This window comes from Allorhizocola rhizosphaerae, assembly GCF_003426775.1.
GTDB lineage: Bacteria > Actinomycetota > Actinomycetes > Mycobacteriales > Micromonosporaceae > Allorhizocola > Allorhizocola rhizosphaerae.
This window is the reverse complement of sequence record NZ_QJUG01000069.1, coordinates 1-26,854: the sequence shown is the minus strand read 5'-3', so window position 1 is coordinate 26,854 and position 26,854 is coordinate 1. Positions and strand designations below refer to the sequence as shown.

The 26,854-nt window shown below is 68.1% G+C and carries 25 protein-coding genes and 2 pseudogenes; 13 read left to right on the top strand and 14 right to left on the bottom strand.

Annotation, left to right across the window (positions count from 1 at the left end; translation table 11 throughout):
- The first annotated feature begins 120 nt into the window (after nt 1–120).
- From DM816_RS16995 to DM816_RS16985, 3 genes and pseudogenes are all read left to right on the top strand, one after another.
- Nucleotides 121–1,692, top strand: coding sequence for an MFS transporter (locus tag DM816_RS16995; RefSeq protein ID WP_162907558.1), 1,572 nt, complete (start codon nt 121–123; stop codon nt 1,690–1,692).
- 61 nt (nt 1,693–1,753) lie between these two features.
- Nucleotides 1,754–1,999, top strand: a pseudogene (locus tag DM816_RS45830) (MerR family transcriptional regulator); the annotation flags it as partial.
- A 560-nt stretch (nt 2,000–2,559) separates the two neighbouring features.
- On the top strand, nt 2,560–3,546 hold the full coding sequence (locus DM816_RS16985; protein WP_117211211.1) for a hypothetical protein: 987 nt from the start codon (nt 2,560–2,562) through the stop codon (nt 3,544–3,546).
- A 65-nt stretch (nt 3,547–3,611) separates the two neighbouring features.
- Here DM816_RS16985 and DM816_RS16980 read toward each other — a convergent pair whose 3' ends face one another.
- From DM816_RS16980 to DM816_RS16960, 5 genes are all read right to left on the bottom strand, one after another.
- A complete protein-coding gene (locus tag DM816_RS16980; protein ID WP_117211210.1) occupies nt 3,612–5,117 on the bottom strand; it encodes an FAD-binding oxidoreductase in 1,506 nt (501 codons plus the stop codon).
- A gap of 29 nt (nt 5,118–5,146) precedes the next feature.
- Nucleotides 5,147–7,027 (bottom strand): carbamoyltransferase family protein, encoded by a 1,881-nt coding sequence (locus DM816_RS16975; protein ID WP_117211209.1) that lies wholly within the window; start codon nt 7,025–7,027, stop codon nt 5,147–5,149.
- 1 nt (nt 7,028) lies between these two features.
- Entirely contained in the window at nt 7,029–7,616 is a 588-nt protein-coding gene (locus DM816_RS16970) for a class I SAM-dependent methyltransferase (protein WP_117211208.1), read from the bottom strand.
- A gap of 99 nt (nt 7,617–7,715) precedes the next feature.
- On the bottom strand, nt 7,716–8,252 hold the full coding sequence (locus tag DM816_RS16965; RefSeq protein WP_162907557.1) for a hypothetical protein: 537 nt from the start codon (nt 8,250–8,252) through the stop codon (nt 7,716–7,718).
- A gap of 29 nt (nt 8,253–8,281) precedes the next feature.
- The gene (locus DM816_RS16960; protein WP_117211221.1) at nt 8,282–9,085 is read right to left on the bottom strand and encodes a helix-turn-helix transcriptional regulator; all 804 of its coding nucleotides are present in this window, start codon (nt 9,083–9,085) and stop codon (nt 8,282–8,284) included.
- An 86-nt stretch (nt 9,086–9,171) separates the two neighbouring features.
- Between DM816_RS16960 and DM816_RS16955 the strand changes: the two genes are divergently transcribed.
- Nucleotides 9,172–9,876 (top strand): SDR family oxidoreductase, encoded by a 705-nt coding sequence (locus tag DM816_RS16955; protein WP_117211206.1) that lies wholly within the window; start codon nt 9,172–9,174, stop codon nt 9,874–9,876.
- A 65-nt stretch (nt 9,877–9,941) separates the two neighbouring features.
- On the opposite strand, the gene DM816_RS16950 is transcribed toward DM816_RS16955, so the two are convergent.
- Together DM816_RS16950 and DM816_RS16945 are read right to left on the bottom strand one after the other, a co-directional pair.
- Nucleotides 9,942–11,375 carry a sensor histidine kinase gene (locus tag DM816_RS16950; RefSeq protein WP_246001996.1) on the bottom strand — a complete coding sequence of 478 codons (1,434 nt, stop codon included), beginning with the start codon at nt 11,373–11,375 and terminating at the stop codon, nt 9,942–9,944.
- A complete protein-coding gene (locus DM816_RS16945; protein WP_117211205.1) occupies nt 11,372–12,067 on the bottom strand; it encodes a response regulator transcription factor in 696 nt (231 codons plus the stop codon). Before DM816_RS16945 ends, DM816_RS16950 begins: the two co-directional genes overlap by 4 nt.
- 394 nt (nt 12,068–12,461) lie before the next feature.
- Here DM816_RS16945 and DM816_RS16940 point away from each other — a divergent pair, with 394 nt between their 5' ends.
- Together DM816_RS16940 and DM816_RS16935 are read left to right on the top strand one after the other, a co-directional pair.
- Nucleotides 12,462–13,448: a DNA topoisomerase IB gene (locus tag DM816_RS16940; RefSeq protein ID WP_117211204.1), complete on the top strand. Its 987-nt coding sequence runs from the start codon at nt 12,462–12,464 to the stop codon at nt 13,446–13,448.
- A 110-nt stretch (nt 13,449–13,558) separates the two neighbouring features.
- The gene (locus DM816_RS16935; protein ID WP_117211203.1) at nt 13,559–14,014 is read left to right on the top strand and encodes a DUF6328 family protein; all 456 of its coding nucleotides are present in this window, start codon (nt 13,559–13,561) and stop codon (nt 14,012–14,014) included.
- On the opposite strand, the gene DM816_RS16930 is transcribed toward DM816_RS16935, so the two are convergent.
- From DM816_RS16930 to DM816_RS16920, 3 genes are read right to left on the bottom strand one after another with little or no spacing between them, the layout of a single operon-like run.
- Nucleotides 14,011–15,723, bottom strand: coding sequence for a vWA domain-containing protein (locus DM816_RS16930; protein ID WP_117211202.1), 1,713 nt, complete (start codon nt 15,721–15,723; stop codon nt 14,011–14,013). The two genes, DM816_RS16935 and DM816_RS16930, sit on opposite strands and share 4 nt — an antisense overlap.
- Entirely contained in the window at nt 15,720–16,514 is a 795-nt protein-coding gene (locus DM816_RS16925; protein WP_117211201.1) for a trypsin-like peptidase domain-containing protein, read from the bottom strand. Before DM816_RS16925 ends, DM816_RS16930 begins: the two co-directional genes overlap by 4 nt.
- Entirely contained in the window at nt 16,504–16,830 is a 327-nt protein-coding gene (locus tag DM816_RS16920; protein ID WP_162907556.1) for a CU044_2847 family protein, read from the bottom strand. The genes DM816_RS16925 and DM816_RS16920 overlap by 11 nt, the downstream gene beginning before the upstream one ends.
- 87 nt (nt 16,831–16,917) lie before the next feature.
- On the opposite strand from DM816_RS16920, the gene DM816_RS16915 reads away from it, so the two are divergent.
- Nucleotides 16,918–18,951, top strand: coding sequence for an MMPL family transporter (locus tag DM816_RS16915; protein WP_117211199.1), 2,034 nt, complete (start codon nt 16,918–16,920; stop codon nt 18,949–18,951).
- Nucleotides 18,952–19,250: 299 nt separating this feature from the next.
- On the opposite strand, the gene DM816_RS16910 is transcribed toward DM816_RS16915, so the two are convergent.
- The 3 genes and pseudogenes from DM816_RS16910 to DM816_RS45520 form a co-directional block, all read right to left on the bottom strand.
- A complete protein-coding gene (locus DM816_RS16910) occupies nt 19,251–19,907 on the bottom strand; it encodes a response regulator (RefSeq protein ID WP_117211198.1) in 657 nt (218 codons plus the stop codon).
- Entirely contained in the window at nt 19,904–21,202 is a 1,299-nt protein-coding gene (locus DM816_RS16905; protein ID WP_117211197.1) for a sensor histidine kinase, read from the bottom strand. Before DM816_RS16905 ends, DM816_RS16910 begins: the two co-directional genes overlap by 4 nt.
- Nucleotides 21,203–21,265: 63 nt before the next feature.
- Nucleotides 21,266–21,361 (bottom strand): annotated as a pseudogene (locus DM816_RS45520) (PIN domain nuclease); the annotation flags it as partial.
- Between the two features lie 125 nt (nt 21,362–21,486).
- Here DM816_RS45520 and DM816_RS16895 point away from each other — a divergent pair.
- Both DM816_RS16895 and DM816_RS16890 read left to right on the top strand, forming a co-directional pair.
- Nucleotides 21,487–22,143 (top strand): DedA family protein, encoded by a 657-nt coding sequence (locus DM816_RS16895; protein ID WP_117211196.1) that lies wholly within the window; start codon nt 21,487–21,489, stop codon nt 22,141–22,143.
- Nucleotides 22,140–23,372, top strand: a complete 1,233-nt coding sequence (locus tag DM816_RS16890) for a glycosyltransferase (RefSeq protein ID WP_117211195.1) — start codon at nt 22,140–22,142, stop codon at nt 23,370–23,372. The genes DM816_RS16895 and DM816_RS16890 overlap by 4 nt, the downstream gene beginning before the upstream one ends.
- Here the strand turns inward: DM816_RS16890 and DM816_RS16885 are convergent.
- A complete protein-coding gene (locus tag DM816_RS16885; protein WP_117211194.1) occupies nt 23,352–24,209 on the bottom strand; it encodes a phosphotransferase family protein in 858 nt (285 codons plus the stop codon). The two genes, DM816_RS16890 and DM816_RS16885, sit on opposite strands and share 21 nt — an antisense overlap.
- A 352-nt stretch (nt 24,210–24,561) precedes the next feature.
- Here DM816_RS16885 and DM816_RS16880 point away from each other — a divergent pair, with 352 nt between their 5' ends.
- The 4 genes from DM816_RS16880 to DM816_RS42630 all read left to right on the top strand — a co-directional run.
- A complete protein-coding gene (locus tag DM816_RS16880) occupies nt 24,562–25,365 on the top strand; it encodes a hypothetical protein (protein WP_162907555.1) in 804 nt (267 codons plus the stop codon).
- 7 nt (nt 25,366–25,372) lie between these two features.
- Nucleotides 25,373–25,813, top strand: coding sequence for a hypothetical protein (locus DM816_RS16875; protein WP_117211192.1), 441 nt, complete (start codon nt 25,373–25,375; stop codon nt 25,811–25,813).
- Between the two features lie 28 nt (nt 25,814–25,841).
- On the top strand, nt 25,842–26,012 hold the full coding sequence (locus DM816_RS16870) for a twin-arginine translocation signal domain-containing protein (protein ID WP_117211191.1): 171 nt from the start codon (nt 25,842–25,844) through the stop codon (nt 26,010–26,012).
- Between the two features lie 92 nt (nt 26,013–26,104).
- A partial coding sequence (locus DM816_RS42630; protein ID WP_162907554.1) for an SWIM zinc finger family protein occupies nt 26,105–26,854 on the top strand: 750 nt, incomplete at its 3' end.

The following is a 26,854-nucleotide window of genomic DNA, read 5'->3' as shown; positions in this document are numbered from 1 at the left end:
CGTGGGGCTGCGCCGCGGGTCCTCCAGCGGACGGCGGCTGGTAGAGCGACGCGGGCAGCATCGGGCGCGATGTGCATCCGACCGATGGCACGGGCGCCCTCCCTAGTGGACAGTGGGGGCATGCGGCGGCGGACTGGGCTGATCTCCCTATTGGCGGCTGAGGGGATCTCATCGGTCGGCTCGAAGATGTCGTTTCTCGCGATCCCGTGGTTGGTGCTCGTCACCACGGGCAGCCCGACCAAGATGGGCCTGGTCGGGCTGTGCCAGACGCTGCCCTATGTGCTGTCGGGGATCTTCGGCACCCCGCTGGTCGACCGGTTCGGCATGCGGCGCGTGTCGATTTTGCAGGACGTGCTGAGCGGCGTGCTCATCGCCGGGATCGCCATGTTTGCCCAGATCGACTTTCTCATCCTGCTCGGGTGCGTGGCCCTGATCGGTACCGTCCAAGGGGTTGGAGACAGGGCCAAGCGGGTCCTCCTGCAACCGGTGGCGGAGGCGGCGGGCACGCCCATGCCTCGGGTCGTCGCGATCTATGCGGGGCTGCAGCGGATCAACACCACGCTCGGCGCGGGTCTCGGTGGCCTCGTCATCGCGTGGATCGGCCCGACCGGAGCGATCTGGCTCGACGCCGCCTCGCACTTCATCTGCGCGATCATCGTCATGCTGCTGGTGCGGATCAAGACGGACACCACGCAACCGGAGGGCAAGGAGCGCGAGCCCTATGGCCAGGCACTCAAGAGCGGTTACGAGTTTCTGCGCAAGGATCGGCTGCTGACCAGCATCGTGCGGATGATGTTCGTGACCAACCTGTTCAACCAGGCCAGCGGCGTCGTGCTGGTCCCGCTGTGGGTGATGGCGGAGTACCAGTCGCCGGTCGCGCTGGGTTGGATCGGCGGCACGCTCGCCCTCGGCGGCATCCTGGGCAACCTCGCGCTGATCGGGCTGATCACCAAGCTCCCGCGGTACCCGACCTTTGTGGCAGGTTACCTGATCGGTGGGGCGCCGCGGTTTTTCGTGCTGGGCCTGACCGACAACCTGGCCGTGATCCTCGCGGTGACGTTCGTGGCCGGGGTGGCCATGTCGACGATCAACCCGGCTTATGGTGCGCTGCTGTACGAGCGGGTGCCAAAACCCTTGCAGGCCAGGGTGTTTGGGCTCGCCGGGGCGTTCGTGTTCGGCGGGATCCCGCTGGGTGGCATGGTCGGCGCATGGTTTGTGGAGGGTGCCGGGCTCACCGGGGCCATGCTGCTGGCCGGACTGCTCTACTTCTGCGCGACCCTTTCACCGGTTATCGGGTACCGAGTATGGCGTCAAATGAATACGACGGCCAAACCATTGCCGGTCTGGGTCCAGTCGCTGGGCGGGCTGGCACAGCGGCATCTGCCGCTCGGGGTCACCGGGCTGGAGCAAAGGCCCGTCGTCGTGACGCTGCGCTATCGCGACGGCGAATGGACCGCCAATCACATGCCGCTGCCCAGCACACGGGTGCTGCAGGCGGTCAAGCCGCTGGACCTGCCCGAACTGTATGAGACCATCGAGCTGCTACACCTGGCCGACGTGGAGCAGACACGTGCCCGGATCGAGGCGCTGCGCGCCCAACTGTCCGCACTGGAATCGATCGGATCCCCGCCGCCCCCGCCGGAGGTCGATCATGAAGCTGATGCGCCGACACGCCGTCAAACATGGACGTAAGTTCATGAAACGGGAAGGGGTGGCTTGACCTCGCCCCAGGGGCACGCCGCAGACTGGCGGCGTGCGTGAGACGAAATACCTGCTGGCGGGGGAGTTCGGGGCGGCCGCGCGGCTTTCGCCCAAGGCGCTGCGCCTCTACGCCGAGCAGGGCCTGCTCGTCCCCGCGCGGGTGGACCCGGCGACCGGATATCGCTACTACGCCGCCGACCAGCTGCCGCGCGCTCGCCTGATCGCACGGCTGCGCGGGCTCGGGCTGCCACTGGCGCGGATCGGTTATCTCGCCGACATGACGCCGGACGCGCGGGCGCTGGAGTTGCGCGGGTGGCTGCGCAGCCAGCGCGAGCAACTCGACGAGCATGCGGCGATGGTCGAGGCCACGGACGGTTCGATTGACGCGGAACTCATGGCGGCCGTCGCTTTGCGGGAGGTGCCGGAGACGAAGGTGCTGTGCCGCAGCCGTCGCGTCGACAGCGGAGGCCTTGAGGATCACCTTCGCACGGCCGAGCGGGATATCCGGGCGCATCTGCGTGCCTGCGGGCTGCCCGGCGATGGCACCAAGCTGGCGTTCTTCCACGACCTGGTGACGCCGGACAGCGAGGCGCTGGTCGAGGTGGCGGTCTGCTACACCGGGACCGTTGAGCCGGTCGACGACCTGCACATCCGGCTCGTGCCCGCGCACACCGAGGCATATCTGCCCGCGCCGCCGGACCACGAGGACATCCCGCTGATCCTGCGGGTCTATGACGCGCTGGAGGCCTGGACCGATGCGCGGCCCGGCGTGATGTGCACCGGGCATCCGTACGAAATCTATCCGGGAACGGGCGCGCTGTTCGACGTCGCCTATCCGATCGTTTGAAGGGGTTACCCATGCGCCACCTTGCCTATGTCGGCAGCGGTCCGTACTGCTACGCCAACTCGTTCGCCATGCTGATGGGTGAGGCTGCCGGCGGGGCCGCAGACCCGGCGGGACCGAGGCGGGACGGCCCCGGGCCAGGCGGCTCAGCTCCCTCCACTGCGGTCATCGAGGTGGCCACGGGCGGCCCGTTCGGCATGCAGCTCATCGGCGGGACAACGATGTTCTTCGACGCGTACGGGTGGAATCCCGAGCTGGGGTTCGACCAGGCGCTCAGTGCGCTCGGCTGGACGTCGACCGTGACCAAGGGTGGTGACGCGAGCGAAGCGCTCGCCCGGCTCGCGGCGGCGGCACGCAAAGGCCCGGTCTGGGTGGGGCCGGTCGAGATGGGCCACCTGCATCACCAACCCGAGATGACCGGTCCCATCGGCGCAGATCACTTCGTGGTGGTGCTCGACGTCGACGACCGGCGCGTGCTCATGCACGACCCGCACGGATATCCGTACGCCGAGGTCCCGGTCGACGTCTTCATGACCGCCTGGCGTGCGGAGACCGTCGATTACGGCGACCCGTACACGATGCGCACCGACTTCGCGAAGCTCGCCGATGTGGCGCCGGCCGATGCGATCCGGTCCATCATCCCCAACGCGATCGACCGCTTGTCCATGCGCACGGATGTGCAGATGCCGCCCGGCAGCCTGGGCAACGCCGAGGCCGCCGAGCGCGTCGCGCAGATGGTCGAGGCCGGGGCCGGGGCCGGCCTGCGGGAGCACATGATCTACTTCGCGATCCGGGTCGGTGCGCGCAGGCTGAGCGACACCGCGGATTGCCTGCGGCTGGCGGGCTTGCGCGATGCGGCCGAGATCGCCGCGAGTCAGGCCCGGCTCGTGGGCTCGTTGCAGTACCCGATGGTGACCAGAGACTTCCCCACTGCGGCGGCCGCACTGCGTGAGCTCGCGCCCACCTACGACAAGCTGCGCGAGGCGCTCTCATGGACCTGATCCGGCCACTGCGTGACGCTCATCGGCGAGACGGTAGTCGATGCCTTGGGGGTGCCGCGACCGGATTAGAGGCCGAGCACACCGGGATTGAGCAAGCGTTGCGGATCAAGCGATCGCTTGGCGGCACGCAGGACGGTGCCGAACGGTTCAGGCCTTTGCCTTTGGTACCAAGGGTTGTGGTCACGGCCGATCGCGTGGTGATGGGTGATGGTGCCGCCGTTGGCCACCACCGCCTCGCTCACCCGCGCCTTGAGCTCGTCCCAGATCTCCAGCTCGGCGCCGCGCCGGCCGGGCGCGTAGACCGTGAAGTACGGCGCCGGACCGTCCGGGTAGACGTGGGTGAAGCGGCACGTGGCGATGGCCGGAGAGACGGCGTCGAGCACGGCCGCGTGCAGCTGCTCGAAACTGCCCCAGGTGCAAGCGGTTTCGAACGTCTCGACGACCACGCCGAGTCGGGCGAGCGCGTCACGCAGATATGGCGCGCGCAGGAAGTTGCCGCGCCAGCTGGTCTCCCGCGGGGCGACCTGGCCGCCGTGGGCACGGCACAGCTCGATCGCGCGGTCCAATGCGGACTCGACCGGGTGGTCGGCCGACTCGAACGCCAGAAGCAATGCGGCCATGGGGGAATCGGAGTCGGCGGCGATGAGCGACTCGAGCGGGTCGAGCAGGCGGCAATTGGCGGGCATCAGACCCGACTGGGCGAGGTCTTTGGAGGCGGCTACGCCGGCTTGGTACTCCGCAAAGGAAATCGTTGCCCGGGACCGGAATGCAGGTCTTTTCTGGACTCTCATCCACGCCTCGGTGATTATTCCCAACGCTCCCTCTGAACCGAGCCAGAATCGGTCGGGCGACGGGCCGGCGCCGCTGGCCGGCACGCGCAACGATTCGCTGATCCCGACCGGCGTGACAATGCGCAGTGACTCCACGAAATCGTCGATGCGCGTGCGCCCGGTCGCGAAATGCCCGCCCGCCCGGGTGGCTAGCCAACCGCCCAATGTGGAGAACTCGAAGCTCTGCGGATAATGCCGCAGCGTCAAGTCCTTTTCGCGAAGCGCCGCTTCAAGCGCCGGGCCGTCGATGCCCGCCTGCGCCCGCACCGCAAGGCAAGCCGCGTCGAGCTCGACGACGGCACGCATGCGGCCGAGATCGAGCGTGACGAAAGGCCTGTCGGGATCCCGGAATTCCACCCCGCCGACCACGGATGTGCCGCCGCCATAGGGGATGATTGCCGCTCCCACATGGGCGGCCCAGTCCAGCGTCTCCTCGATTTCATTTTCATTTCGGGGGTACGCTATCCAGTCCGGCGGATTCGGAAAATCGTTGCGCAGATTGCGAATCACGTCGCGATAGGCTTTGCCGTAGGAGTGCGAGACGCGGGCGAGATTGTCGCAGCGCGCCTCGATCGGCGGCTGCGCCACACGCGGCCTGCGCAGGCGTTCGACGTCGGGCACCGGCGCCACCTGCCCATCGAGCGGGAGGAACGCGCTGACCCGGCGCGCGAGCTGGTCGCTGCCGGCCTGGTCAAGCGCCTGGTCGGCCCAGCCCCAGCCCCACCACGATTTTGTGCGCACACCGGCAGCGTAATCCCTTTGCCGGCGGTTTAGGGGGTTGGACGGAGCGTGACGTATCGATCGCTCCAGAGCCGGCGGATCTCGTCGAGCACGGGCGAACCCGGCGCGACGCCCAGCTCGCGCAGCGAACGGGCCCCGTCGGCCCGGCTGAGCACCGGATGTTCGGTGTGTGGCCGGGCCGTCGGAGCCAGCGTGCACAGGTCCGCTTCGGTCCAGTCCAGTTTGGACACCATGAGATCGCCGATGACGAGATGGTCCAGCTGGGTGGTGAGAAAGCACTGGATCGCGTCTTCGACGGAGTCGACTATCGGTTCGGCGTGGTTGTTGAACGAGGTGTTCAGCACGACGGGCACGCCCGTGCGCTGAGCGAACTCGTGCAGCAGCAGCCAGTAGCGTTCGTTGACCTCCTTGGCGACGGCGTGGACACGGGCGGTGCCATCGACGTGGGTGACCGCGCCGAGCAGTGCCCGCTTGTCCTCCCGCACCGGCACGGTGAAGACCATGAAGTCCGGGACGGCCGCACCCTCAGGGAAGTCGAAGTAGTCACGCAGGTGCTCCGCCTGCACCGAGGGCGCGAACGGGCGATAGCCCTCGCGCTGCTTGATGATCCGGTTTACCCGCTCGCGGTTGGCGGCGGGGCGCGGGTCGGCGAGGATGCTGCGGTTGCCCAGCGCACGCGGGCCGAACTCGGACCGGCCCTGCACCCAGCCGATCACCTTGCCCGCGGCCAGGAGCGCGGCCGCGTCGCGGGTCACGTGGTCGGATCGGTCGACGGTGAGGAAGGATTTGTACCGCTCCAGTAGGCGGAGCACGTCTTCGCGGGGCGGCACGGGCGTTCCCCAGAACACTTCGCGCACGCGTGCCCGTGGGAAGGTGCCGGCGAGGTCCGCGCCGGCCTTGATGGCAGCGCCTAGCGCGGCGCCGGCGTCATGCGCTGCCGGGTGCACGAAGACGTCGTCGAAGCGTCCGCCGCGCAGGATGCGGCCGTTCAGGGTACAGTTTTGGGCCACGCCACCGGCCATGGCCAGGTGGCGGTGCCCGGTGACGCGCTGCCAATGACTGATCACGTGCCAGCCGATGGACTCCACGGTTTCCTGGAGTCCCGCGGCGAAGTCAATGTGTTGCGGCTCAAAGGGTTCACCGCGCCGCCTGGGGCGAAAGGCCGCCGCCGCGAAGGTAGAGAACAGGCGGGTGTGGTCGAGCCGGAAGTCACCGTCTGGGCGCAGTTCGTAGAGCGAGCCGAACACCTGCCGGTATGTGGCCGGATTGCCGTATGGGGCAAGGCCCATCACCTTGTACTCGTCGCCGAGCCCATAGCCGAGAAGGTTGGTACCGGCCAGGTAGAGCATGCCTAGCGAGCGGCTGACTTCATGGGTGGTCAGCGGTTGAACCGTGCGATCGTGCGCGTCGTACACCGAAATCGCGTTGTCCTCGCCCGCGCCGTCCATCACCACGACGAGAGCGTCGTCGTAGCCGGACTGCGGGAAGGCGGAGTACGCATGGGCGGTGTGGTGCTCGATGAACTGGAGCTTGTCGTCGGCCAAGTCGGTGTCGAAGTCCTCCCGCAATCTCGCGGCGAGCAGTTGCCGGCTCCAGCGCAGCGGTAGCCCGGGATTGCAGGCGTAAAGGTGGAACAGTTCTCGGTCGATGTATTCCTCAGCGAAGAAGAAGGCCACCCTGTCCATGTCGCCGAGCTTGGCTCCCGCTGCGTCAAGGCAGGCGCGGATGGCTTGCCCAGCGAACGCCGTCGTGTGCTTGACGCGGTTGAGCCGTTCCTGTTCGATGCCCGCGATGACTTCGCCGTCGCGCAAGAGCACCGCTGACGCGTCGTGGAAGCACAACTCCCACCGCTGGGCCATGAAATCGTCAGCGGCCGGGGACAGGCAGCAGTTGATTCCGAGGACCAGCACGTCAGTCCGGCCGTGCCGACAGCGAACAGTGATAGGCGAACATGGGCGGGATTTCGGCCCACACCGTGCGGCCGCGCCGCACGGTCCCGAAGTGGGAGTGCAGCAGGCGTTCGAAGCGGCGGGCGCCCGCTGAGGCGGCGCGATGCCGGCACATCAGCGTGCTGAAACGGCCGCCGTCGCCCAACACCTTGGCGATGGCCGTGACGATGCGCTCCTGTTCGCTGTGCGGCATCGTCGTCCACGGCAGCGCGCTGACAACCCGGTCCACCGTGTCGAACCCTTGTTCGGCGAGGACTTGCGGGAGGTCCTCCGCGGAGTCGGACACCACGGTCACCCGGTCGGCGGCGAACCGGCGTTCGAGGCGGGCGAAGAAGACCGGGTTCACCTCCATGGAGATGAGGTTGGCGTCGGGCGGCATCCGCTCAAGCAGTGCCTTGGTGATGGCACCGGTTCCGGCTCCGAGTTCGACGACGTGGCGTGCGCGGGTCACCTCCGCCTCATCCAGCAGTGCCCGAATCGACCACGGTGAACTGGGCGTCAAGGCGCCGGTGCGGCGCGGGGCACGAAGGAACTCGACGACGAAGACCACAAGGACGCTCCCCTCGGACTGCCACTGCTGGTAGTGCTGATGTTACTATCCGTGGTCTTCGTGGAACGCGTGCATGGCTTTTTACGCGGTCGTGGCCCGCTATTCCTGACCCGGGGGCGTCTCCCAGGCGCGCAGCGTCTGTTCGTCGGATCGGCGGCGACGGCTCCTCGCGTTCAGCCACACCGCGGCGAGAAGCAACACCAGCAGCGCGCCGCCTGCGACCCAGGCCAGGGGCAGGCCGGACCGCTTGACGAACGTCTCGGTCCGCACCGGCGCGTCAGGGGAGGCGATGTTGGCATTTCCGGTGACCTGGTCGCCGGGATCGATCAGCTTGGTGTCGTCGACGAAGGCCTGCAAATCCGGATAGCCCGCGCCGTCCGGGGCGACCACCTGGCAGCCACCTTCGGGTTTGCACGCCACCACCATGGGAATCCAGCGAAAGCTGCCGTCGTCAGCGTTTTTGACCCGCACCTGGCTTTCGTAGACCTTCGCGTCCGGTCCGGCAAAATCCCGCACCGTGTTGACCACCGCCTCGGATGAGGCCCGACCGGTGGACGCCGAACCACATCCAGAAACGGTTGCGGCGCATGCAGTCGCTGCCACGAACAACCACCCCACGCGACGCCAGACGGTCATCTGCTTCTCCCCTGCGCCGGCGCAATTGGTCACGCTACGCGGTCTCTGTCAGTCAGCGCGCGCAGCTCGTGGAGGGCGGTCTGGGCCCTGGAGCCGGGCGCGGCGGTGTAGAGGACCAGGCGCTGGTCGCCGTCGGGGATGTGGAGCACCTGGCACAGGAAGTCAAGCGAGCCGACGATCGGGTTCACCCATGACTTGTGCATGTCGCGGCGCACGACGACCTCGTGATCGGCCCAGATGTCGGCGAACTCCTTGCTGCAGGCCAACATTTCCGCCACGAGATCCTGGATGCCTTTGTCATCTGGGTACCGGGCGGACGCCGCACGCAGATCGGCGACGGAGGCGCGTGCGAAGTCGTCCTTGGTGCATCCGTCGCCGGCGAAGGTCCAGCGGATGAGGTTGCCGCGCTCCATGCCGCCCATCAGAATCTCGAACATTTGGTTCCACGCCAGGATGTCGTACTTCGCGTCGAGCACATAGGCGGGTGTGGAGTCGAGCCCGGCGAGCAGGTGCACGATGCCCTCGGGCACGTCCTGGCGCGGCCCGCGGGCGGGCGCCGGCTGCTCGCCCGCGAGGTGGAACAGGTGGGCCCGCTCGTCGGCGGTGAGCATCAGAGCACGGGCCAGCGCGTTGAGGACCTGGCGCGACGGGTGTGGGCCGCGGGCCTGCTCCAGCCGGGAGTAGTAGTCGACCGACATGCCCGCCAATTGGGCGACCTCCTCGCGCCGCAGGCCGGGTGTGCGGCGCCGCCCGTTGTTGGGCAGGCCCACGTCGACCGGGGTGACACGGCTGCGCCGGGTGCGGAGGAATTCGGCGAACTGCTGACGATCCATGACAGCAAGCATGCCTCGGGTGGGACTCCCGATACAGGGATTGACAGTCCCTTCTTGGGCGCCCCGGCAGTGGGCACCGTTGCGGCATGACACGTATCGCACTTGTGACGGGTGCCAACAAGGGCATCGGCTTCGAGACCGTACGCGAGTTGTTGGCCCGTGGGGTAAACGCTGTGATCGGGGCGCGCTCCGCGGAGCGCGGTGCCGCGGCGGCTGCCGCGCTGGGCACGACGTTCGTTCGGCTCGATGTGACCGATGCCGCGTCGGTGGATTCGGCGGCCAAGCAGATCGAGGCCGAGCACGGGGTGCTGGACATCCTTGTGAACAACGCCGCGATAGGAGGAACATACGACGGGCCGAGCACGACCTCGCTCGACACGATGCGCGACGTTTTCGAGAGCAATGTGTTCGGCGTGGTGGCCGTGACCAACGCCTTCCTGCCGCTCATCAGGCGTTCGCCGGCCGGCCGGATCGTCAACGTGTCCAGCGAGGTGGGCTCGCTGACCAAGATGGGCGATCCCAACGATGATCTGTGGCAGCTGGGCGCCCTGGCCTACCCGGTGTCGAAGACGGCGCTCAACATGGTGACGGTGCAGTACGCCAAGGAGTTGCACGGCACGCCTATCAAGGTCAACGCGGTGACGCCCGGCTATTGCGCCACCGATCTCAACGGCCACTCCGGCCCACGCACCGCCGCCCAGGGCGCGCAGATCGCGACCAGGCTGGCCCTGCTCGACTCCGGCGGCCCGACCGGCGCATTCTTTGACGACAACGGCACCGTGCCCTGGTGAACAACCGACTTTTCGACCCGGCCCGCCGGCCGCGGGCTCATTTGCATCATTAACTATGCAGGGTTTCATGCCACGGGCAGGATTACCCGGAAGGTGGAGCCGGAGCCGGGGGTGGTGAGAAGTTCCACGCGGCCGTTGTGGGCCTTGACGATGGAGCCCACGATGGCGAGGCCGAGGCCCGCGCCGCCGTGGGATCGGGCGCGGTGTGGGTCGGCGCGGTACAGCCGTTCGAAGATGCGCTGGGCGTGCTCCGTGGGCACCCCGGGGCCGGTGTCGCTGACCTCCACGACCGCAGCCGGTGTGGCGACGGGGTTGCCGACCGCGGCGACCGGTGTGCCTTCCAGACTTGGGTTGAGCCGCACGCGCAGTGTCACGTGCGCATCGGTCGGGGTGTGCTGCAAGGCGTTGGCGACGAGATTGGCCGTGACCTGGCGCAATCGGTGTTCGTCGCCGGAGACCGTGACCGGTTCGAACTCCGCCAACGAGATTGTCCGATGTGGACTGCGCACGTGCGCGTCCCGCACCGTGTCGGCCGCGATCGCGAGCAGGTCGACCTTGCCGCGGCGCAGTGGTCGCTCCTCGTCGAGCGCGGCCAGCAGGAGCAGGTCTTCGACGAGCAGGCCCATCCGCGCGGCCTCGTTTTCGATGCGCACCATGGTCTCGTCAAGCTCTACTTTGGACAGGGCGCCACCTCGCCGGTACAGCTCCGCGAACCCGCGAATCGAGGTGAGCGGCGTGCGAAGCTCATGCGACGCGTCGGCGAGGAACTGGCGCAACTGTTGCTCCGAGGCGATCCGCGCCGCCACCGCGCTCTCGATGCGCCCGAGCATCGTGTTGAGCGCCAGCCCGAGCCGCCCCGGCTCGGTGTGCGGATCGGTGTCGGGCACGCGTAGGGTCAGATCGCCGTCGGCTATGGCCGCTGCGGCCTGCTCCATCCTGGTCAGTGGTTTCAGACCCAAACCCACGATGTGGTACGAACAAAGGCCCAGCAGCAGCAGGACGAGCCCGCTCACCCCGAGCCCGATCGCGGTCAGCTGGTTGACCGTATTGTCCACGCGGGCAAGCGAAATCGCCGCCATCGCGTAGGTCCCGTTCGGCGCCACGACGACCTGGCCGCGGAACCGCTGCCCGGTGTCGGGATTGGACAACGTGGTGATCCCGGTCCCGGCCAGCCGCTTGATCTCGTCGAACGACAGCCGGGGGCCCTCGGTCTCCTCGATGTTGCGCGGTCCCGGAAGCACTTCGCCGCTGGCTCGGTACCGGATAAAAATGGCAGGATCGCCGACGCCCTGGGGGAATGCGGGACCCAGGCGGAGATCGGGTGGGCGCGTCGCCAGCTGGATCAGCCGCTTGACCTCGTTGTCGAGCCGCTCGGTCAGGTAGTGGCGCAGCCCCGCGACCCCCGCGATGGTCGTCACCAGCAGTGCGGTGGCCGCGAGCCCGACGATGGTCACGACCATCCGCGAGCGCAGCGTCCACTTGCGCCACGGGCGGATCACTCTTGCATCCCTCGCGGCATGCGCAACGTGTATCCGACCCCGCGCAGCGTATGGATCAGCGGCGGGTCCCACCGGTCCACCTTCTTGCGGAGGTAGTAAATGTAGGACTCGACGATGCGCCCGTCACCGCCGAAATCGTAGTTCCACACCCGATCGAGGATCTGCGCCTTGGACACGACCCGGCCGGCGTTGTCGAGGAGGTATCGCAGAAGATTGAATTCGGTCGGAGACAGGTCGACTATCGTTCCGGCCCGGCGGACCACGTGCGCGTCCTCGTCCATCTCCAGATCGGCGTAGCGCAGCACGCCGTCGTCGACCGGCTCGCCGACGCGGGCCCGGCGCAGAATCGCCCGGATCCGCAGCACGACCTCCTCCAGGCTGAACGGCTTGGTCACGTAGTCGTCGGCGCCGACGGTGAGCCCGGAGATCCGGTCCTCGACGGCGTGCCGGGCGGTGAGGAACAGCACGGGCGTGTTCTGGCCCTTGTCGCGCAGTTTGCGGGCCACCTCGAACCCGTCCATGTCGGGCAGCATCACGTCGAGCACAACGATGTCGGGCTGGAACACCTCGGCGGCGCTCAGCGCCTCCCGCCCGCCGTGCGCGACCCGCACCTCGAACTCGACCAGCCGCAGCGTCGCGGACAGCAGGGCACAGATGTTGGGCTCGTCGTCTACCACCAGCACTTTCGGCACGGGTCTCGTCCTATCGGAGAAACCTATGAATCAGCTCTGAATAACCTCGGAATGGGCTCAGCGTGCGGGCGTTGCCTCGCGTCCTTGACTAGGCTAACTTCACAGATTAGGTAGCCTGCGGCATCTCTTTAGGCAGCGGGCGGCAGAATCGGCGCCGCCCCATGCGACGAAGGGGTCTGTGCGTGGGAAGCGTAGACGGTCTGGAGCAGTTTGTCCGCGAGCACTTCCGCTGGCTCAAGAACTCGGCCGGACCGACGCCGCGGTGCGGCACGAGATCGAGGAGTTCCACATCAGACTGGAGCAACGGCGGGAGGTGCTGTGGGAAGGCTTGCGTCGCCAATGGCGAATGGCGTAGGCCGGTTTCCTGAGCCTTTAGGACGGGTACGACTGGGGTGTGCGATTGCGGCGCAGTGACCTGAGTGCGGAGGGGATCTGCCGCAGACGGCGCGGGAAAGGCTTCACCTATCACCTCAACGGCAGCGCGGTCGGCGATGCCGAAACGCTGGCACGGATCCGGGCGCTGGTGATTCCGCCCGCGTGGCAACAGGTGTGGATCTGTCCCGATCCGGCAGGGCACATCCAGGCGGTCGGTGTGGACGTGGCAGGCCGCAAACAGTATCTCTACCACGAGAAGTGGCGCACCAAGCGCGATGCCGAAAAATTTGAGCACATGCTGGAGGTGGCGCGCGCGTTGCCCCGGCTGCGCAAGCGGGTCGCGGCCGATTTGGACGGTGAAGGCGTGCCCAGGGAGCGGGCGCTCGCGGCGGCCACCCGTCTGCTCGACTCCGCCGCGTTGCGCATTGGCGGCGAGTCGTACGCCCAGGACGATCCCGTTCTGGGTGAGGCGACGTTCGGCCTTGCGACGCTGAGACGGGAGCATGTCATCGTGCGCGGGGAGCGCATCTCGTTCCGCTTCGCGGGCAAGGGTGGGGGCACTCTGGAGTTCGATGTGGACGATGCCGCGCTGGCGCGGGTGCTGACATCGTTACTACGCAGACGGGATGCCAACCCCGAGTTGCTGGCCTATCGCGAGGGGCGCGGCTGGCGCGACGTGCGCAGTGAACACGTCAACGAATACCTGCGCGACCGCAGTGGCCTGGAGATGACGGCCAAGGACTTCCGCACCTGGTTCGGCACGGTGGCCGCGGCCATGTCGCTCGCGGAGTCCGGCCTGGCACGCGGCGTCACGCACGAGCGCCGGGTCATCGCGCAGGCCATGCGCGACACGGCCGAGTTACTGGGAAACACACCCGCGATCGCGCGGAAGTCGTATGTGGACGCGCGTGTGCTGGAGCTCTATCGGAGCGGAGTCATCATTCGGCCGGGCTTGTCGCGGCAGCAGGCCGAGCGCGCGGTGTCACGTCTGCTCACCAACGCATGACCCGAGCGCCTCAGGCGGGGGCCTCGGGGGTTCGGGAGGGTTCCCTCCCCGGAGCTCCCGAGGCCCCCGCCGGAGGCTTGATCTTCGCTCCGATTGGGTATGGATTTCCCATGGCGGAGGAGAGGAACGAGTCGAGCCTGGAGCGCTGGGATCGCAACTTCAGTGAGCTCCTGCAGGAGTTGCGGGTGGCCCAGACGGGCGGGCAGATTCTGTTCGCGTTCCTGCTGACGCTGCCGTTCTCAGCGCGCTTCTTTGAGGAGACTTCGCCTGTCCAGCGCGGCGTGTACGTATTTACGCTCATCTCAGCTGCCATATCGATGGCTTTCATGATCGCTCCGGTGAGTTATCACCGGCAGGTGTTCCGGCAGGGGCGCAAGCCCGAGCTCGTGCGGGCGGCGTCGCGGATGGCGCAGGCCGGGCTGTTCGCGATGCTCCTTGCCGTCGCGGGTGCGGTCTACTTCGCGCTCGATGTGGCGATCGATCACTGGTGGGCCTCGGCCATGGTCGCGTTTGTGGTCACGACGTATGTGCTGCTCTGGTATGTGCTGCCCAAGATCAGGCGCTAGAAGTTGCTGATCACGTCCACGAAGATCTTGTTGAGGTCGTTCTCGGTGGCGTCGTAGGCACGGCCGCGGGTGCGTTCCGAGATCTGCTTCATGTCGGCGAAGTTGGCGTCCCCGCTGAACGCGACCGAGAAGACGCGCACGGACGGCCTGCCTGCGGCTTCGAGGGTGATGGAATCGATGTCGGCCAGCAGCCGGGGCAGGTTGTTGTCGAGCGTGTCCTCGTTTTTCCCGTCGGTCAGCACGATGACGGCGGTGATGCGGTCCTTCGAGACGCGAGCGGCCATGTCGCGGTGGCCCTCGCGCACCGCGCGGTAGAGGGCCGTGGCGCCCTTGGGCTCCAGCGAGGTGATGGTGTTGCGCAGCTGTTGCCGGGTATCGGCCACGGATCGCAGGGGCAGCACGTGGTTGATCCCGTCGGAGAACGTCCACAGCGCCACGTTGTGCACGGGTGGCAGGTTGTCGATGCCCGCGATGAGCACGTCCTGCACCACCTGCATGCGCTGGCGCCCGTCGGGCACTGTCTCCTCCATGGAACCGGACACATCGATGATGAACAGGATGTCGGCCTGCTTGCGCATGGTGTCCCAGGCCTGGAGCATGCGGTCGATGACCGCGCCGGACGGGGTGTGCCGCACGCTGTTCTGGTCGATGAGCTTGAGCATGCCCGGGATCTCGTGTTTGAGCTCGGCCTTGTCCTCGCTCGGCAGCCGGAAACCCTTGTCGGCCAAGGGCTGCCTTTCGAGCAGGTAGGCGAGGAAGTCCGCGGCGCCCGCTTTGCGGGCCTGGTCGAGCTCCGGCATGATCACGTATGGGTGGTCGAGCATGAAGGTGCCGTCGGTGGGATACAGCGCGACCAAGGGTTCGGTGGGCTTGCGCCCGCCCGTGTATCCGCCGAGGTTGTATTCGTAGATGAGCTGCTCCTCCAGTGGGATCGCGCTCACGTAGGTCAGTGCCTTGCCCGCCTCGTCGTATTGCCCGAGCGTCCGGAGGAATTTCGTGGCGTCATCGTCGTAGTGGTGCACGCCCGCCTCGACGCCGAGCACGAACGCCGCCACGTTCTTGTCGTCGATGTCGGCGACCCGCAGGTCGCTGGACTTGCCCGTGGCCGCGTAATACGTTGCGACTGTTGCCGCGAGGCCCGAGCTGGACTTGCGGGGGTTGTCCTTGCCGAAGCCGAAGCGGCCCCACTCGGGGTGCCCGTGCTGGGCCCAGCCGGTGGGCTCCTCCGAACGTTTGAGGATCTCGCGCCAGCTCACCTGCGTCGCGGGCCAGCCCATGGCGCGGGCCATCTTCTCGGGCATGGCGATGGCCAGCGGGCTCTGCGCGATCGACGGCAGCGGAGTCGGCATGCCGTCGAGCTTGCCCTCGTGCACGAGCAACTCGACCCACAGCGACGTGGTGGGCAGCCAGACGTCGGGTTTCGGCGCGCCCTCGACCGGGGTGGTCCACTCCTCCGAGAGGGCCTGCTTGGCCCGGCCCGAACTCGTCGCGTGCACGCTGATCTCCACGCAGTGCTCGCCTGCGCGGCGCCCGGAAGCGTTGTATTCCTTGGCAAGCGCCTGGATCGCTTCGATCTTGCCGGTCTCGACCGAGGTGTTCACCTCCAGCGGGGCACAGCCCGAGCCGCCGCCCCGATCGGGCAGCACGAGATATGCCGCGACCACCGCGACGACGCCCGTGGCCGCGAGGGCCACCAGCCGCTTGTTCATCGGACCAACCTCCCCACGGCGTAGACGACGCCGGCGACGGCCAGACCCGCCGCAAGCGCCATCCACGACCAGCCAACCTTGCTCACGGCCGCGAGCGCCCCGGCCACTCCGAACAGGACGGTCGAGCCGAGCGCCACGCCGTCGATCTCGACCGCCTTGCGCGGGCCGAACGCGCTGTAGACCTCGCGGATGGTGTCGCGGCCGATGATGTAGACGTCGGTCGCTCTGTCATCGACGCTTGCGGCCTGCAGCATCCCCACCACCTTGCCGCTTTCCTGGTACCAGACAGGGCCTCCGCTGAATCCCTGGACCACCCGGAAGACGCCGCTGAGCCGCTCGTCGATGTGAAACCGGCTGCGGTCGACCGCGCCCATCAGCTCACCGTTGACGTGCACGTGATGGGCCCGTTTCGGCACCGGCCCGACCATCTGCACGGCGGCGTGCCTGATGTCGGTGGCCGGCCGGAGCACCGGAACCCCGCGCGGCAGGTCCTCGTGCAGTTCGAGCAGGGCGACGTCTTCGAGGTCGAACCGGTCGGGATCGCTGGGCAGCCACACCGCCACGCTGGCCGAGCGCAACGGCTGATGCCCCTTGAGCCCGTCGCCGAACGGGAACACCAGCTGCAGCTCAGACTGCTCGGGCGGGCTCGCCTCGCGCAGCGGGCGGCCCAGCGCCGCGTTGACCACGTGGGCGCAGGTCACGAGGAACCGCCCGCCCACGGCGAACGCGAGCCCGACCGGACTGCGGTCGGCGGCGCGCCGGACTCGGGCGATCGCGTGCTCAGGTCGCATTTCGCCAGGTCAAGTGCACGGTGAAGGTGGCCTCGCTGGTGCCCTTGACGAACACCAGCCCACTCTCACCGCCCACCTTCAGTCCAAGCTCGACAGTCACCTCGTCGGGACCGGGTGCGAGCGAACGCAGCCCGTCGAGCATCACGTGCAGCGCCGGCAGCACGCTGCGCAGGGAGGAGGCCAGGGAGAACGGGGCGTTGGCCATGTCGGGGCGGCCGGCGACCAGCTCGACCTCGCCGGACACGTCCCGCTCGTCGACCTCGACCTCGAAGTATGCGCCGGTCTCATCGACGGGCACCCGCAGCAAAAAAGACACGCTTCGAATCGTACGTAGATTTGCGTAGCGGCACAGTCGTGGATCTGCTGACGTGCGCGACGGCGGCCAAGGGGCAGCGTTTGCGGCATGCGTGTTGTGAAATGGCCCGCCGTCGGGGCGTGGCTGCTGATCGCCATCGTGGCGTCGATGTTCGCCGGGCGGGTCGGCGACGTGGAAACCAATGACCTGCGCAACTGGCTGCCCGCGACCGCGCAGTCCACCCGGGCGCTCGATCTCATGCCGCCGTCGGATGAGTCGTTGCTCGTGGTGTATGCGCGGCAGGCGGGCGTCACCGCGGAGGATCGCGCGGCCGTGGCGGCCGACGCCGCGGCGCTGCGCGGGGAGGGCCCGATCCCAGCCGAGGATGGGCGGGCGCTGCTGCTGATCGTGCCGCTGACGCAGGCACAGGTGCAGGAGGACGCGATAGCGGGCGTGCTCGGCACGGTGCGGGCGGAGGTCGACTCCGGGCGACCGTCCGGATTGGACGCGCGGCTGACCGGAGGCCCGGCCGCGTCGGCCGACTTCGACGGGGCGTTTGACGCGCTGGACGAGACCCTGCTGATCGTGACCGTGTCGGTGGTCGCGCTGTTGCTGCTGTTGACCTATCGGAGCCCGGTTTTGCTGCTGCTGCCGCTGATCGCGGTGGGCGCGGCGAGCCAGCTCGCCAACGCGCTGGTTTACCTGTGCGCCAAGCACTTGGGGCTCGTGGTCGACGGGGCCAGCGCGGGCATCCTGACCGTGCTCGTGTTCGGCGCGGGGACGGACTATGCACTGCTGCTCATTTCGCGGTACCGGGAAGAATTGAAACGCCACGAGGACCGGCACGCGGCGATACGGGCCGCCTTGAAGGAAAGCCTGCCCGCGATTGTCGCGTCGGCCGCGACGGTCATCCTGGCGTTGCTGACCCTGGTGTTTGCCGACATGAACTCGACGCGCGGGCTCGGGCCGGTGGCGGCGATCGGCATCGGATGCGCTCTGCTTGCCATGACGACCCTGCTGCCGATGCTGCTGGTCCTGGTGGGGCGCTGGGCCTTCTGGCCGTTGATTCCTCGATTTGGGGGTACCGTGCGGGAGTCGCACGGCCTGTGGTCGAGGGTGGCCGGGATCGTGGCGCGGCGTCCGGGTCCAGTGTGGATGGTGACTGCGCTGGCACTGGTGGGCCTGACCGTGGGCGTTTCGGCGCTGTCGACCGCGCTCGGGCGGGAGGACGCGTTCGTCAGCAAGCCGGAGTCGGTGGTGGGGTTCGAGTTGCTCGCGGCGCACTATCCGGCCGGATCGTCGAGCCCGGTGGACGTTTTCACGAAGGAGCCGGCGGCGGTGCGGTCCACTTTGGAGGGCGTGCCGGGTGTCGCGCGGGTGGACGAGCCTTCGCCTGGCCTGCATGGCTGGACGCTGGTGCCTGTGGTCCTGTCCGACGATCCGAGCGGGCCGGCGGCTCGCGACACGGTGGCCCGGATCCGGGCGGCGCTGCCGGCGGCCGTTGTCGGGGGCGAGACGGCGCAGGAACTGGACAAGCAGTCCACAATGGACCGCGATCTGCGCCTGATCATCCCGCTGATTCTGCTTGTGGTGTTCGTGGTATTGGTCGTGTTGCTGCGGGCGGTGGTCGCGCCGGTGCTGCTGCTGGTGAGCGTGGTGCTGTCGTTCGGGGCGGCGCTGGGCGCCTCGGCGCTCATCTTCGAGGCCATCGGGTTCGCGGCCGTGGACAAGACCGTGTTGTTGATGGGCTTCCTGTTCTTGGTGGCGCTCGGGGTCGACTACACGATCTTCCTCATGACGCGGGCGCGGGAGGAGGTCGCGCGGATGGGGCACGCTCGCGGGGTGCCCAGGGCGCTGGAGGTCACGGGCGGGGTCATCACCAGTGCGGGCCTGGTGCTGGCGGCGACGTTCGCGGTACTGGCGATGATGCCCATAGTGTTCATGATGCAGATCGGCATCGTGGTCGCGGTGGGTGTGTTGCTGGACACGTTTGTGGTGCGGACGCTGCTCGTGCCGGGCTTGGTGCTGCACGTGGGGCGCGGTTCCTGGTGGCCCGGGCGGCTGCGTCTGCAGACGTCTGCAGACAGTCCGCCCCTATCGGAAGGCGCGGGTGTGCCACCAGAATTGGTCCGGCGAGGCTAGCAGCAGTCGGGGCTCGGGGGGAGTCCTGCCCTCGCACATATATGCGGGCGTGACCTTCAGGGAAGGGGTTGCGCCCGCCTTCCATACGGTGGTGCGGTCGGTCTTTTCGGCCGTTGACGGGTGACCGGACGCGGCTTTACTGTCACGTTCTTCGCGGGTGTCAGTCACCGCGGAGATCGCTGAAGACAATGGAGATTTTTCAAGAACGGGGATGTGTCAACAAAGCCGGATCTTTGACAGCGGGATGTTTCGACAACGGGATGTTTCAAGACGGGGATGCTTCACGCAACGGGGATGCTTCACACAACGGGGATGGAAAGGCCGGACTGATACGCGATGACGACCAGTTGGGAACGGTCTCTGGCGGAGAGTTTGATCAGGGCGCGGGAGACGTGGGTGCGCACGGTGGCGGGCGAGACGTGTAAGGCCGACGCGATGTCATCATTGGACAGACCCGTCGCCACCCAGGAGACGACCTCGCGCTCCCGCTCGGTGAGCAGGTGAAGGTCGGGGTGCGGGCGCAGGGCCGGGCCGGTGCTCGCACCGCCGCCGGTGAAGCGCTGGATGACCCGGCGGGTGATGGCGGGCGACAGGAGTGAGTCGCCGGCGGCCACGACCCGGATGGCGCGCAGGATCTCGTCGGGCTCGGCGTCCTTGGTGAGGAAGCCGGACGCGCCGGCACGCAGGGCCTCGAAGACGTACTCGTCGAGCTCGAACGTGGTCAGGACGATGAACCGAGTCGGGATGTCGCTGCGCCGCAACAACTCCAGGCCGCCCATCTGCGGCATGCGGATGTCGAGCAGCACCACGTCGGGGCGTTCGCGGCGGATGAGCTCCAGGCCCTCGACGCCGTTCTCCGCCTCGCCGCACAGTCGCAGGTCCGGCTCGACCTGGACGAGCGTGCGCATGGCCAGGCGGAGCAGCGCCTGATCATCGATGAGCGCGACCCGGATCATTGCGTACCGGCCGGTTCGTAGGGCAGGACCGCGCGCACTTCGAAGCCGCGATCGGGGGCAGGCCCGGCCGAGAAGGTGCCGGAAAGCTTGGTGGTGCGGGTGCGCATGCTGGCCAGGCCGGTGCCGCCGGGGCCGGGTGGGCCTCCTACGCCGTCGTCGGTGACGCGCAGCGTGAGTTGGCTGGGCTCGAACGCGACGGTCACGGTGGCGTGCTGGGCCTTGGCGTGGCGCACGACGTTGGCGAGGGACTCCTGCACGATGCGGTATGCGGCGAGGTCGAGCGGGTCCGGCAGCGGGCGCGGACTGCCCACTGTGGACATGCAGACGTGCAGGCCGTTGACGTTGGTGGCGGCGACGAGGTCGGGCAGGGACGCCAGACCCTTCGAGGGGCGGGCCGCGAGCACCGCCCGCAGCTCGTCGAGGGCACTGCCGCTGGCCGTGCGGATGGCGCGCAACGACTCTTCGAGTTGCGGGTGCGGGGTGGTCCGGGTGAGCACGTGCAGGGCCGCGCCCGCGTTGGCGCTGATGATCGCGAGGCTGTGCCCGACGGTGTCGTGCACCTCCTGAGCCAGGCGCAGCCGCTCCTCCGAGACGTGCCGCCGGCGCTCCTGCAGCAGCGCCCGCGCGTCGGCCTCGCGGCGTGCCTTGACCGCCATCCCGACCGCGATCGGCGACACCAGCCACACGGACGCGGTGAACAGGCTGAAGGCCAGGCTGTCGGGCTCGTATTCGAGCCACGACCACGGCAGGTGCCCGCCGATCGTGAGCGCGCCCATGGTCAGGGCGTAGGCCGTGCTGCGCCAGGCGGCGGCCGAGTACACGGCGATCATCGAGTACAGGAAGACCGGCCCGTAGGGGTAGTGCAGATAGACGTATGTCATCGTGAGCCCGAAGGTCGTCACGACCGCGAGCCAGGGCAGGCGCCGCCGCAGTGACAGCGAAAGACCCGCCACGGCCAGGAGCGCCCAGGCCTGAAGGTCCAGTGGGCGCATGTCGGCCTGCTCATGCCCGGCCGGAATCGAGCCCGCCATCACCGCCACGGTCACGAGCACCGCGAACATCGTGTCGAACAGGAGCGGGTGCAGCCGGCCTGCCAGGCGCGAGAGGAGGTCACGCGGCCTGGAGTCGGCCGCTGTCGCGGCGGAGACCGAGGCGAGACGCCTGCGGCCACGAGACAGGCGGCCCGGCAGGCGCGAGAGGAGGTCACGCGGCCTGGAGTCGGCCGCTGTCGCGGCGGAGACCGAGGCGAGACGCCTGCGGCCACGAGACTCGGCCAGCCGCTGGATATAGCGCACGCCGCGACTTTACGTCGCCCGTGCCCGACCCGCGTCCACTGCGGCATACGCAAAATTGCGTAGCTATGCCGTCAGGATGCTGACGTCGTATTTCTGGATATCAGCGTCCCGGGTGACCAGTGTCAGGCCGTCGGACCTCGCCTGGGCGATCAGCATGCGGTCGACGGGGTCGTGACCTCCTTAGCTAAGTGCCTAGTCCACCTTACGGCACGTCGCATCCCCTAGGTTGGTTCTCCGGGGCTTCCCGCATTGGCTGCGGCCTGCTTGCCCGAGAGGGTGGGACTATGCGAATAGCCGATCAAGTCCTGGGCTGGCTGGCCGCCCTGGATCCGCTCCATCTTGCCGCGCTCACCTCACTGTTCACCGCACTCGAGACCACCGCGCTGATCGGGCTGTTCGTGCCCGGCGATCTGGCCGTGCTGCTGGCCGGTTCGACCGCCTCCACCCCCGGCCGGTTCGCGTTCGTGTTTGCCGCCGCCGCCCTGGGCACCTACGCGGGCGAGATGGGCGGCTATGCGCTCGGGCGCAAGGTTGGGCCGCGGATCAGGTACAGCCGGTTCGGGCGCCTGCTCGGCGAGCATCGCTGGGTCCGCGCCACCGCATACCTGCACGGCAAGGGTGCGAGCGTGTTGGTGCCCGCCCGGTTCGTGTCCGTGGTGCACGCGGTCGCCCCGCTTGTGGCCGGCACGGTGGGCATGCCCTTCCGGCGGTTCGCGTTTTGGTCGGGCGTGGGCGCGGTCGTGTGGGCCGTGACCTACACGACCATCGGGATGCTCGCCGGCAGCGCCTATCGCGAGTATGGCCACCTGGGTCTATTTACGTCCGTCGGGCTGTTGGCCGCAGGCGTGGTCATCATGGCCGTGCGTTCGCGACGTGGCAATCGCGACGTTACCTCGGCGACCGCGGACGGACATGCAACCAGCTCAGGCTCGCGGTCATGACGCTAAATGCGCACGCCGCCGCGCCGGTGACCGCGACGTCGTCAATCGTGAACATCCAGCGGGTCGCCCACTTCACCGACACATACCTGCCCCGGCGAGACGGCGTGGTGGCCTCGCTGCACACGCTCAAGGACGCACTCGGCGTGGACGGCTGCTCCGGGCTGATCGTGGCGCCGCGCCACCCGGACCATCCCGAGCGGGCCGACCTGTTGACCGTTGCCTCGATGCCGTGCGGTGTGGCCAACCTGCGCCTGGGTGCGTGGCCGATGAGCCGTCACGTGCGCCGGGTCGCCGAGTGGGGGCCGCAGCTGATCCACGTGCACACGCCGGGACCCGTTGGGCTGCTGGGGGTTCTGACCGCGCGTCGGCTCGGGCTGCCCCTGGTGCAGACCTATCACACGGACTTGCACGCATATGCGGACGCTTATCGGGTACCGGCAAAGGCATTAAAGATTTTATATGAATTGTATGCCCGGCGGCTGGGCGCGCCGCGGCTGAAGGCCGGGACGCGGCATGAAATCCTGGATGCCGCCAACCAGCTGCTGCTCGGCGACGCCAACGCGGTCGTCGTGCCTACGCCGGCCGTGCTGTCGCGCGTCAAGCTTCCTTCCGCCAAAATTTTTCTGGTACCCGCTGCCGTCCCGCAGCGACCCGCCCCGGCCCAGGCGGTCGCGGATTTCCGTGCGCGCCATGGGCTTTCGGGTCGCGTGGTGCTTTTCGTGGGGCGGGTCAACCGGGAGAAGGGCATCGAACTGCTGATCCCGGCGTTCGCGCGGGTGCCGGGCGCGCAGTTGGTGCTGATCGGCGCGGTGTACGAGCACCGCTGGCTGAATCGGCTGCTGGCAAAGCACGGCGTGGCCGATCGCGTGGTGATCACCGGGCAGTTGCCGCCCTCGCAGGTGGCGGCGGCATATGCGGGGGCCGATGTGTTCGCGTTCCCGTCGCAGACCGACACGCAGGGACTGGTGCTGCAGGAGGCCGCGCTGGCCGGGGTGCCGAGCGTGCTGGCCGACCCGTCGCTGCACCGGATGGGTGCGCTCGGCGACGCGACGGTGCTGGCCGCACCCGACCCCTCCTCCTTTGCGGCCGCCATCAACGGGCTGCTGAACGATCCAGTTGGGGCGCAAGCGCTCGGGGCGCTGGCGCGGGGGCGGGCCTTGGCCCACACGCCCGCCCGCTACGCCGCGACCATGCGGGAGGTCTATTCCCTAGCGGCTGCGCGCTCGTAGCCATTGCTCGGCGATTTCGCCCTGGGCGCGTTGGAAATCGCGGATGGTCGGCAGCAGCGGCGGGATGGGTTCGCGGGACCGGTCCAGGAAGAACTTCGCCGTGCCGCGCAGGACGATGTCGACCGCGCCGGGGTCGACGCCGCGGCTCAGCGGGTGGGCCGACCAGATCTCCTCCGGGTCGCCACCGCCGTGCATCGCGACGCTGGGCAGCGAGATGAGCAGGTCGAGCCAGGGCGCGCCAAGGCAGACGGACGGCCAGTCGACAACCGTGAACCCGGTCTCGGTGATGAGGAAGTTGTCGGAGCGCAGATCGCCGTGCAGGAGTGTGTCGCCCGCTGTCGCCTCCTGCCAGCCGTCGACGTGGAACTCGGTCGCGTCGGCAAGCTTCGGAGCGTCGAACGGGCCGGGCGTGAGCAGCTCGGCCAGAACCGTTGCCGCGTCTAGGAAAATTTTCAGCTCGGCGGGTTGCCACGGCTGGGCGGGGTTGTGCCCCTCCACGGCGTCGGTGACGAGCACGACCCACTCGCCGTCGTCGTAGTTCCAACGGGGCCGGGGCGCGGGCAGGTGCGCGGGCAGCCTCTCCAGCACCTGGGTCTCGCAGCGGATGGCGGCTGCCGTGAACTCGTTGCGCTGCATGCTCACCGCCTTGGCGAACACCCTCGCGCCCGTATCGAGCTCAAGCACGGACGCCAGGCCTGGCGAGAAACCGCCCGGCCGGCTGATCGCGCGGGCGACCGTGCCGCCGACGCCGTGCTCGATCTCGTGTCGGAGCGGCTCGGGCAGCTGCGTCCATAGTAGACGGTTGCCGCCGATGGCCAACGGTGCGCTCGTGCTCATCGGCACATGTTCCCGCACGCCTGTCGCCCATGCGACACAATTTTCGGATTCCCGCCCGGCGAAACTATGGCGTTCATGGAGTCGATCGATAATGCTCTGTCTGTCGATGGCAATCGACGGCCTTACATCAGGGCATCACGGGGAATATGCGCCTTCTTTGTCTCCCCTTGACCCCGCGCAGGTCCAGCGATAGCCGCGTTTCGGGCGGCTGTCGAGCGACGGGGTCGGTGATGCTGCAGAGTCCACATCGGACAAGGTCCTGCATTGACATGCAGGCGATCTCATCAAGGAGGCAGCGTTGGTCAGCGTGGAACTCGACGTCTTCTCGGGGAGACCCAATCCCCGTTGGACGTTGACATCCAGACAGCGCGACGAACTGATCGATCAGTTGCGCGCCGGCACCATCCCCCTGCTCGCCGCGACGGCCGGCGAGTCACGGCTCGGCTATCGGGGCTTCATCCTCAGGTTTGACCGTGCGGAACTGAAACTGCTCGGCACCCCGGCCACGGGCAATCGCGAGGTCCGGGTTCGCGGAGGCATCGACCTTGACATATCCAAGGTCGCGGAGTCCTGGCTGCTCGAAACCACACCGGCCGGAGTCGTGCCCGACGCCGCGGTGGAGGAGTCCGAAAAGCAGATCGTCACCGGTGCGCGGCTGCACAACGTCGATCTCATCGGGCTCCGCAGCGACGTCGTGCTGGCCGCCTGTACCATCTATGCGACCAGCTCGACCAACTTCGACTTCTGGAATGCGGTGACGTCCGAGCGGATCAACAACAACTGCTACAACTACACCGCGAACTGGAAGACCAACACCTTCGCGCAGCCCGGACGGGCAAGCGGCCAGACGTTCACCAGTCTGACGCTGGACAACATCGAAGCAGCCGCCATCCGCGATGGATACACCAAGGCGTGCAATGGTCACAGCATCGCGTCAAACCTGTGGATCTGGCCCGGCACCGACTACCACTGGTATCGCAAAACCGCAGACGTCAATGGACAGTCGCGCTGGTGCCACAAGCCCGGCCAGACTCCGGCCACCAACCGCGACAACTCGGGGAACATCATTACCGCGCCTGTGACCGCCGACCGGGGGAACTACAATACCGGTGGCCGCCTTGTTTGGGGCCTTGGCGGGAGCATCCCAGTGAGGTGATCAGCCCATGGCACGATCCAAAGACATCAGCGTCGGCCTGCTCGCTCTGGCCGCCCTGCTGACCGCCATGACCGCATGCGCGACCGCGGCGAACAAGCCGTCGTCGGCCGGCGCCTACGGCGTGATGGTGGACCTGTACTCGGGCAGGGAAAATCCGAAAGTCGAACTGAGCAGCGGTGTGGCCGAGGAGATCTACGGCGACCTGGACGGTCGTGCCAAGGAGTTTCAGGCCGTGGCCGAGCCGGATTCCAAGCTCGGCTTCCGTGGGTTCGTGGTCACACCGACCGGCGACGGCAAGCCCGTCCTGCGGGTGACCAAAGACAGTGTGTACTCGATCCGCAGCGGCACACACGAGAAGCTCGCCGACCCGGCAGGCAAGTACTACAACCTCGTCCTAAACGACGTGAAGCCACGGCTTCCCAAGGACGTACTCGACAATCTTCCTTGACCGCACCCGAAAGGGGAACGAGACCGCGATGACCAATGAAGTCTCCCGGCGACAGTTCATCGCCGCGGCAACGCTCGCGGGCGGTGCGCTCGCCCTGACGATCCCGGCGGCGGCGCAGGCCCGCGACCTGGGCCCCGCGGCCTCCCCGGCCGCTGTCCACAATCTTGAGGTCTGGCTGCTTTCCACCAGCCCGAGGTGACATAACCCATGCGGCCGGCGCCTTGGCGCCGGCCGCATGTCGCATTCGGCATCGGTCGACATTTTGTCGGTGGGGCGCGCTATTCTGCCCCGGTGTCCACCCCGTCCCGCTGGAGCTTCGAGCAGGTTCAGGCGCTCGCGCCCGATCCGGCCTCGTTCATCGCGGCGCGGCGGCTGTCGCGCACGATCAGCGAGGCGGGCGGCGACGGCTCGGTGATCTGGGGGCTGTGCAAGGGCAGCGGCAAACTTCCCTATAAGACGTGCGTCGAGGTGAGCCGGCCCGCGTTCAAGTGTTCGTGCCCGAGCCGCAAGAGCCCGTGCAAACACGCGCTCGGGCTGCTACTGGCATGGGTCGAGGGGGCGATCCCCGACGCGAGCGCGCCGGAGTGGGCGGTGTTTCCGGAGAAGAGGGCGCCCGCGACCCGCGTGCCGTCGGCCAAGGCGGTCGCGGCCCGGCAGGAGCGCATCGCCGGTGGCGTGCAGGAGCTGCGGCAGTGGCTGCGCGATCAGGTGCGGCACGGCATCGCCGGGCTCGACCAGGTGGGCTACCGGCACTTCGAGCTCATGGCGGCCCGGCTGGTCGACGCGCAGGCGCCGGGGCTCGCCACGGCCGTGCGGTCGCTCGCGTCCGTGCCGAGCAAGGGCGAGGGCTGGGAGGGCCGGCTGCTGACCCAGCTGTCGCTGCTGCACACACTCGCGGGCGCCTGGCCTTTGGCGGTGGCGGCCTCGGCGGGCGAAGCGGCGGGCTCTGCTGCGGCGGCGTCGGATGGGGCGGTGGCGGCCTCGGCGGGCGATGCGGCGGGCGATGCGGCGGCAGCCTCGGATGGGGCGGTGACCGGGTCG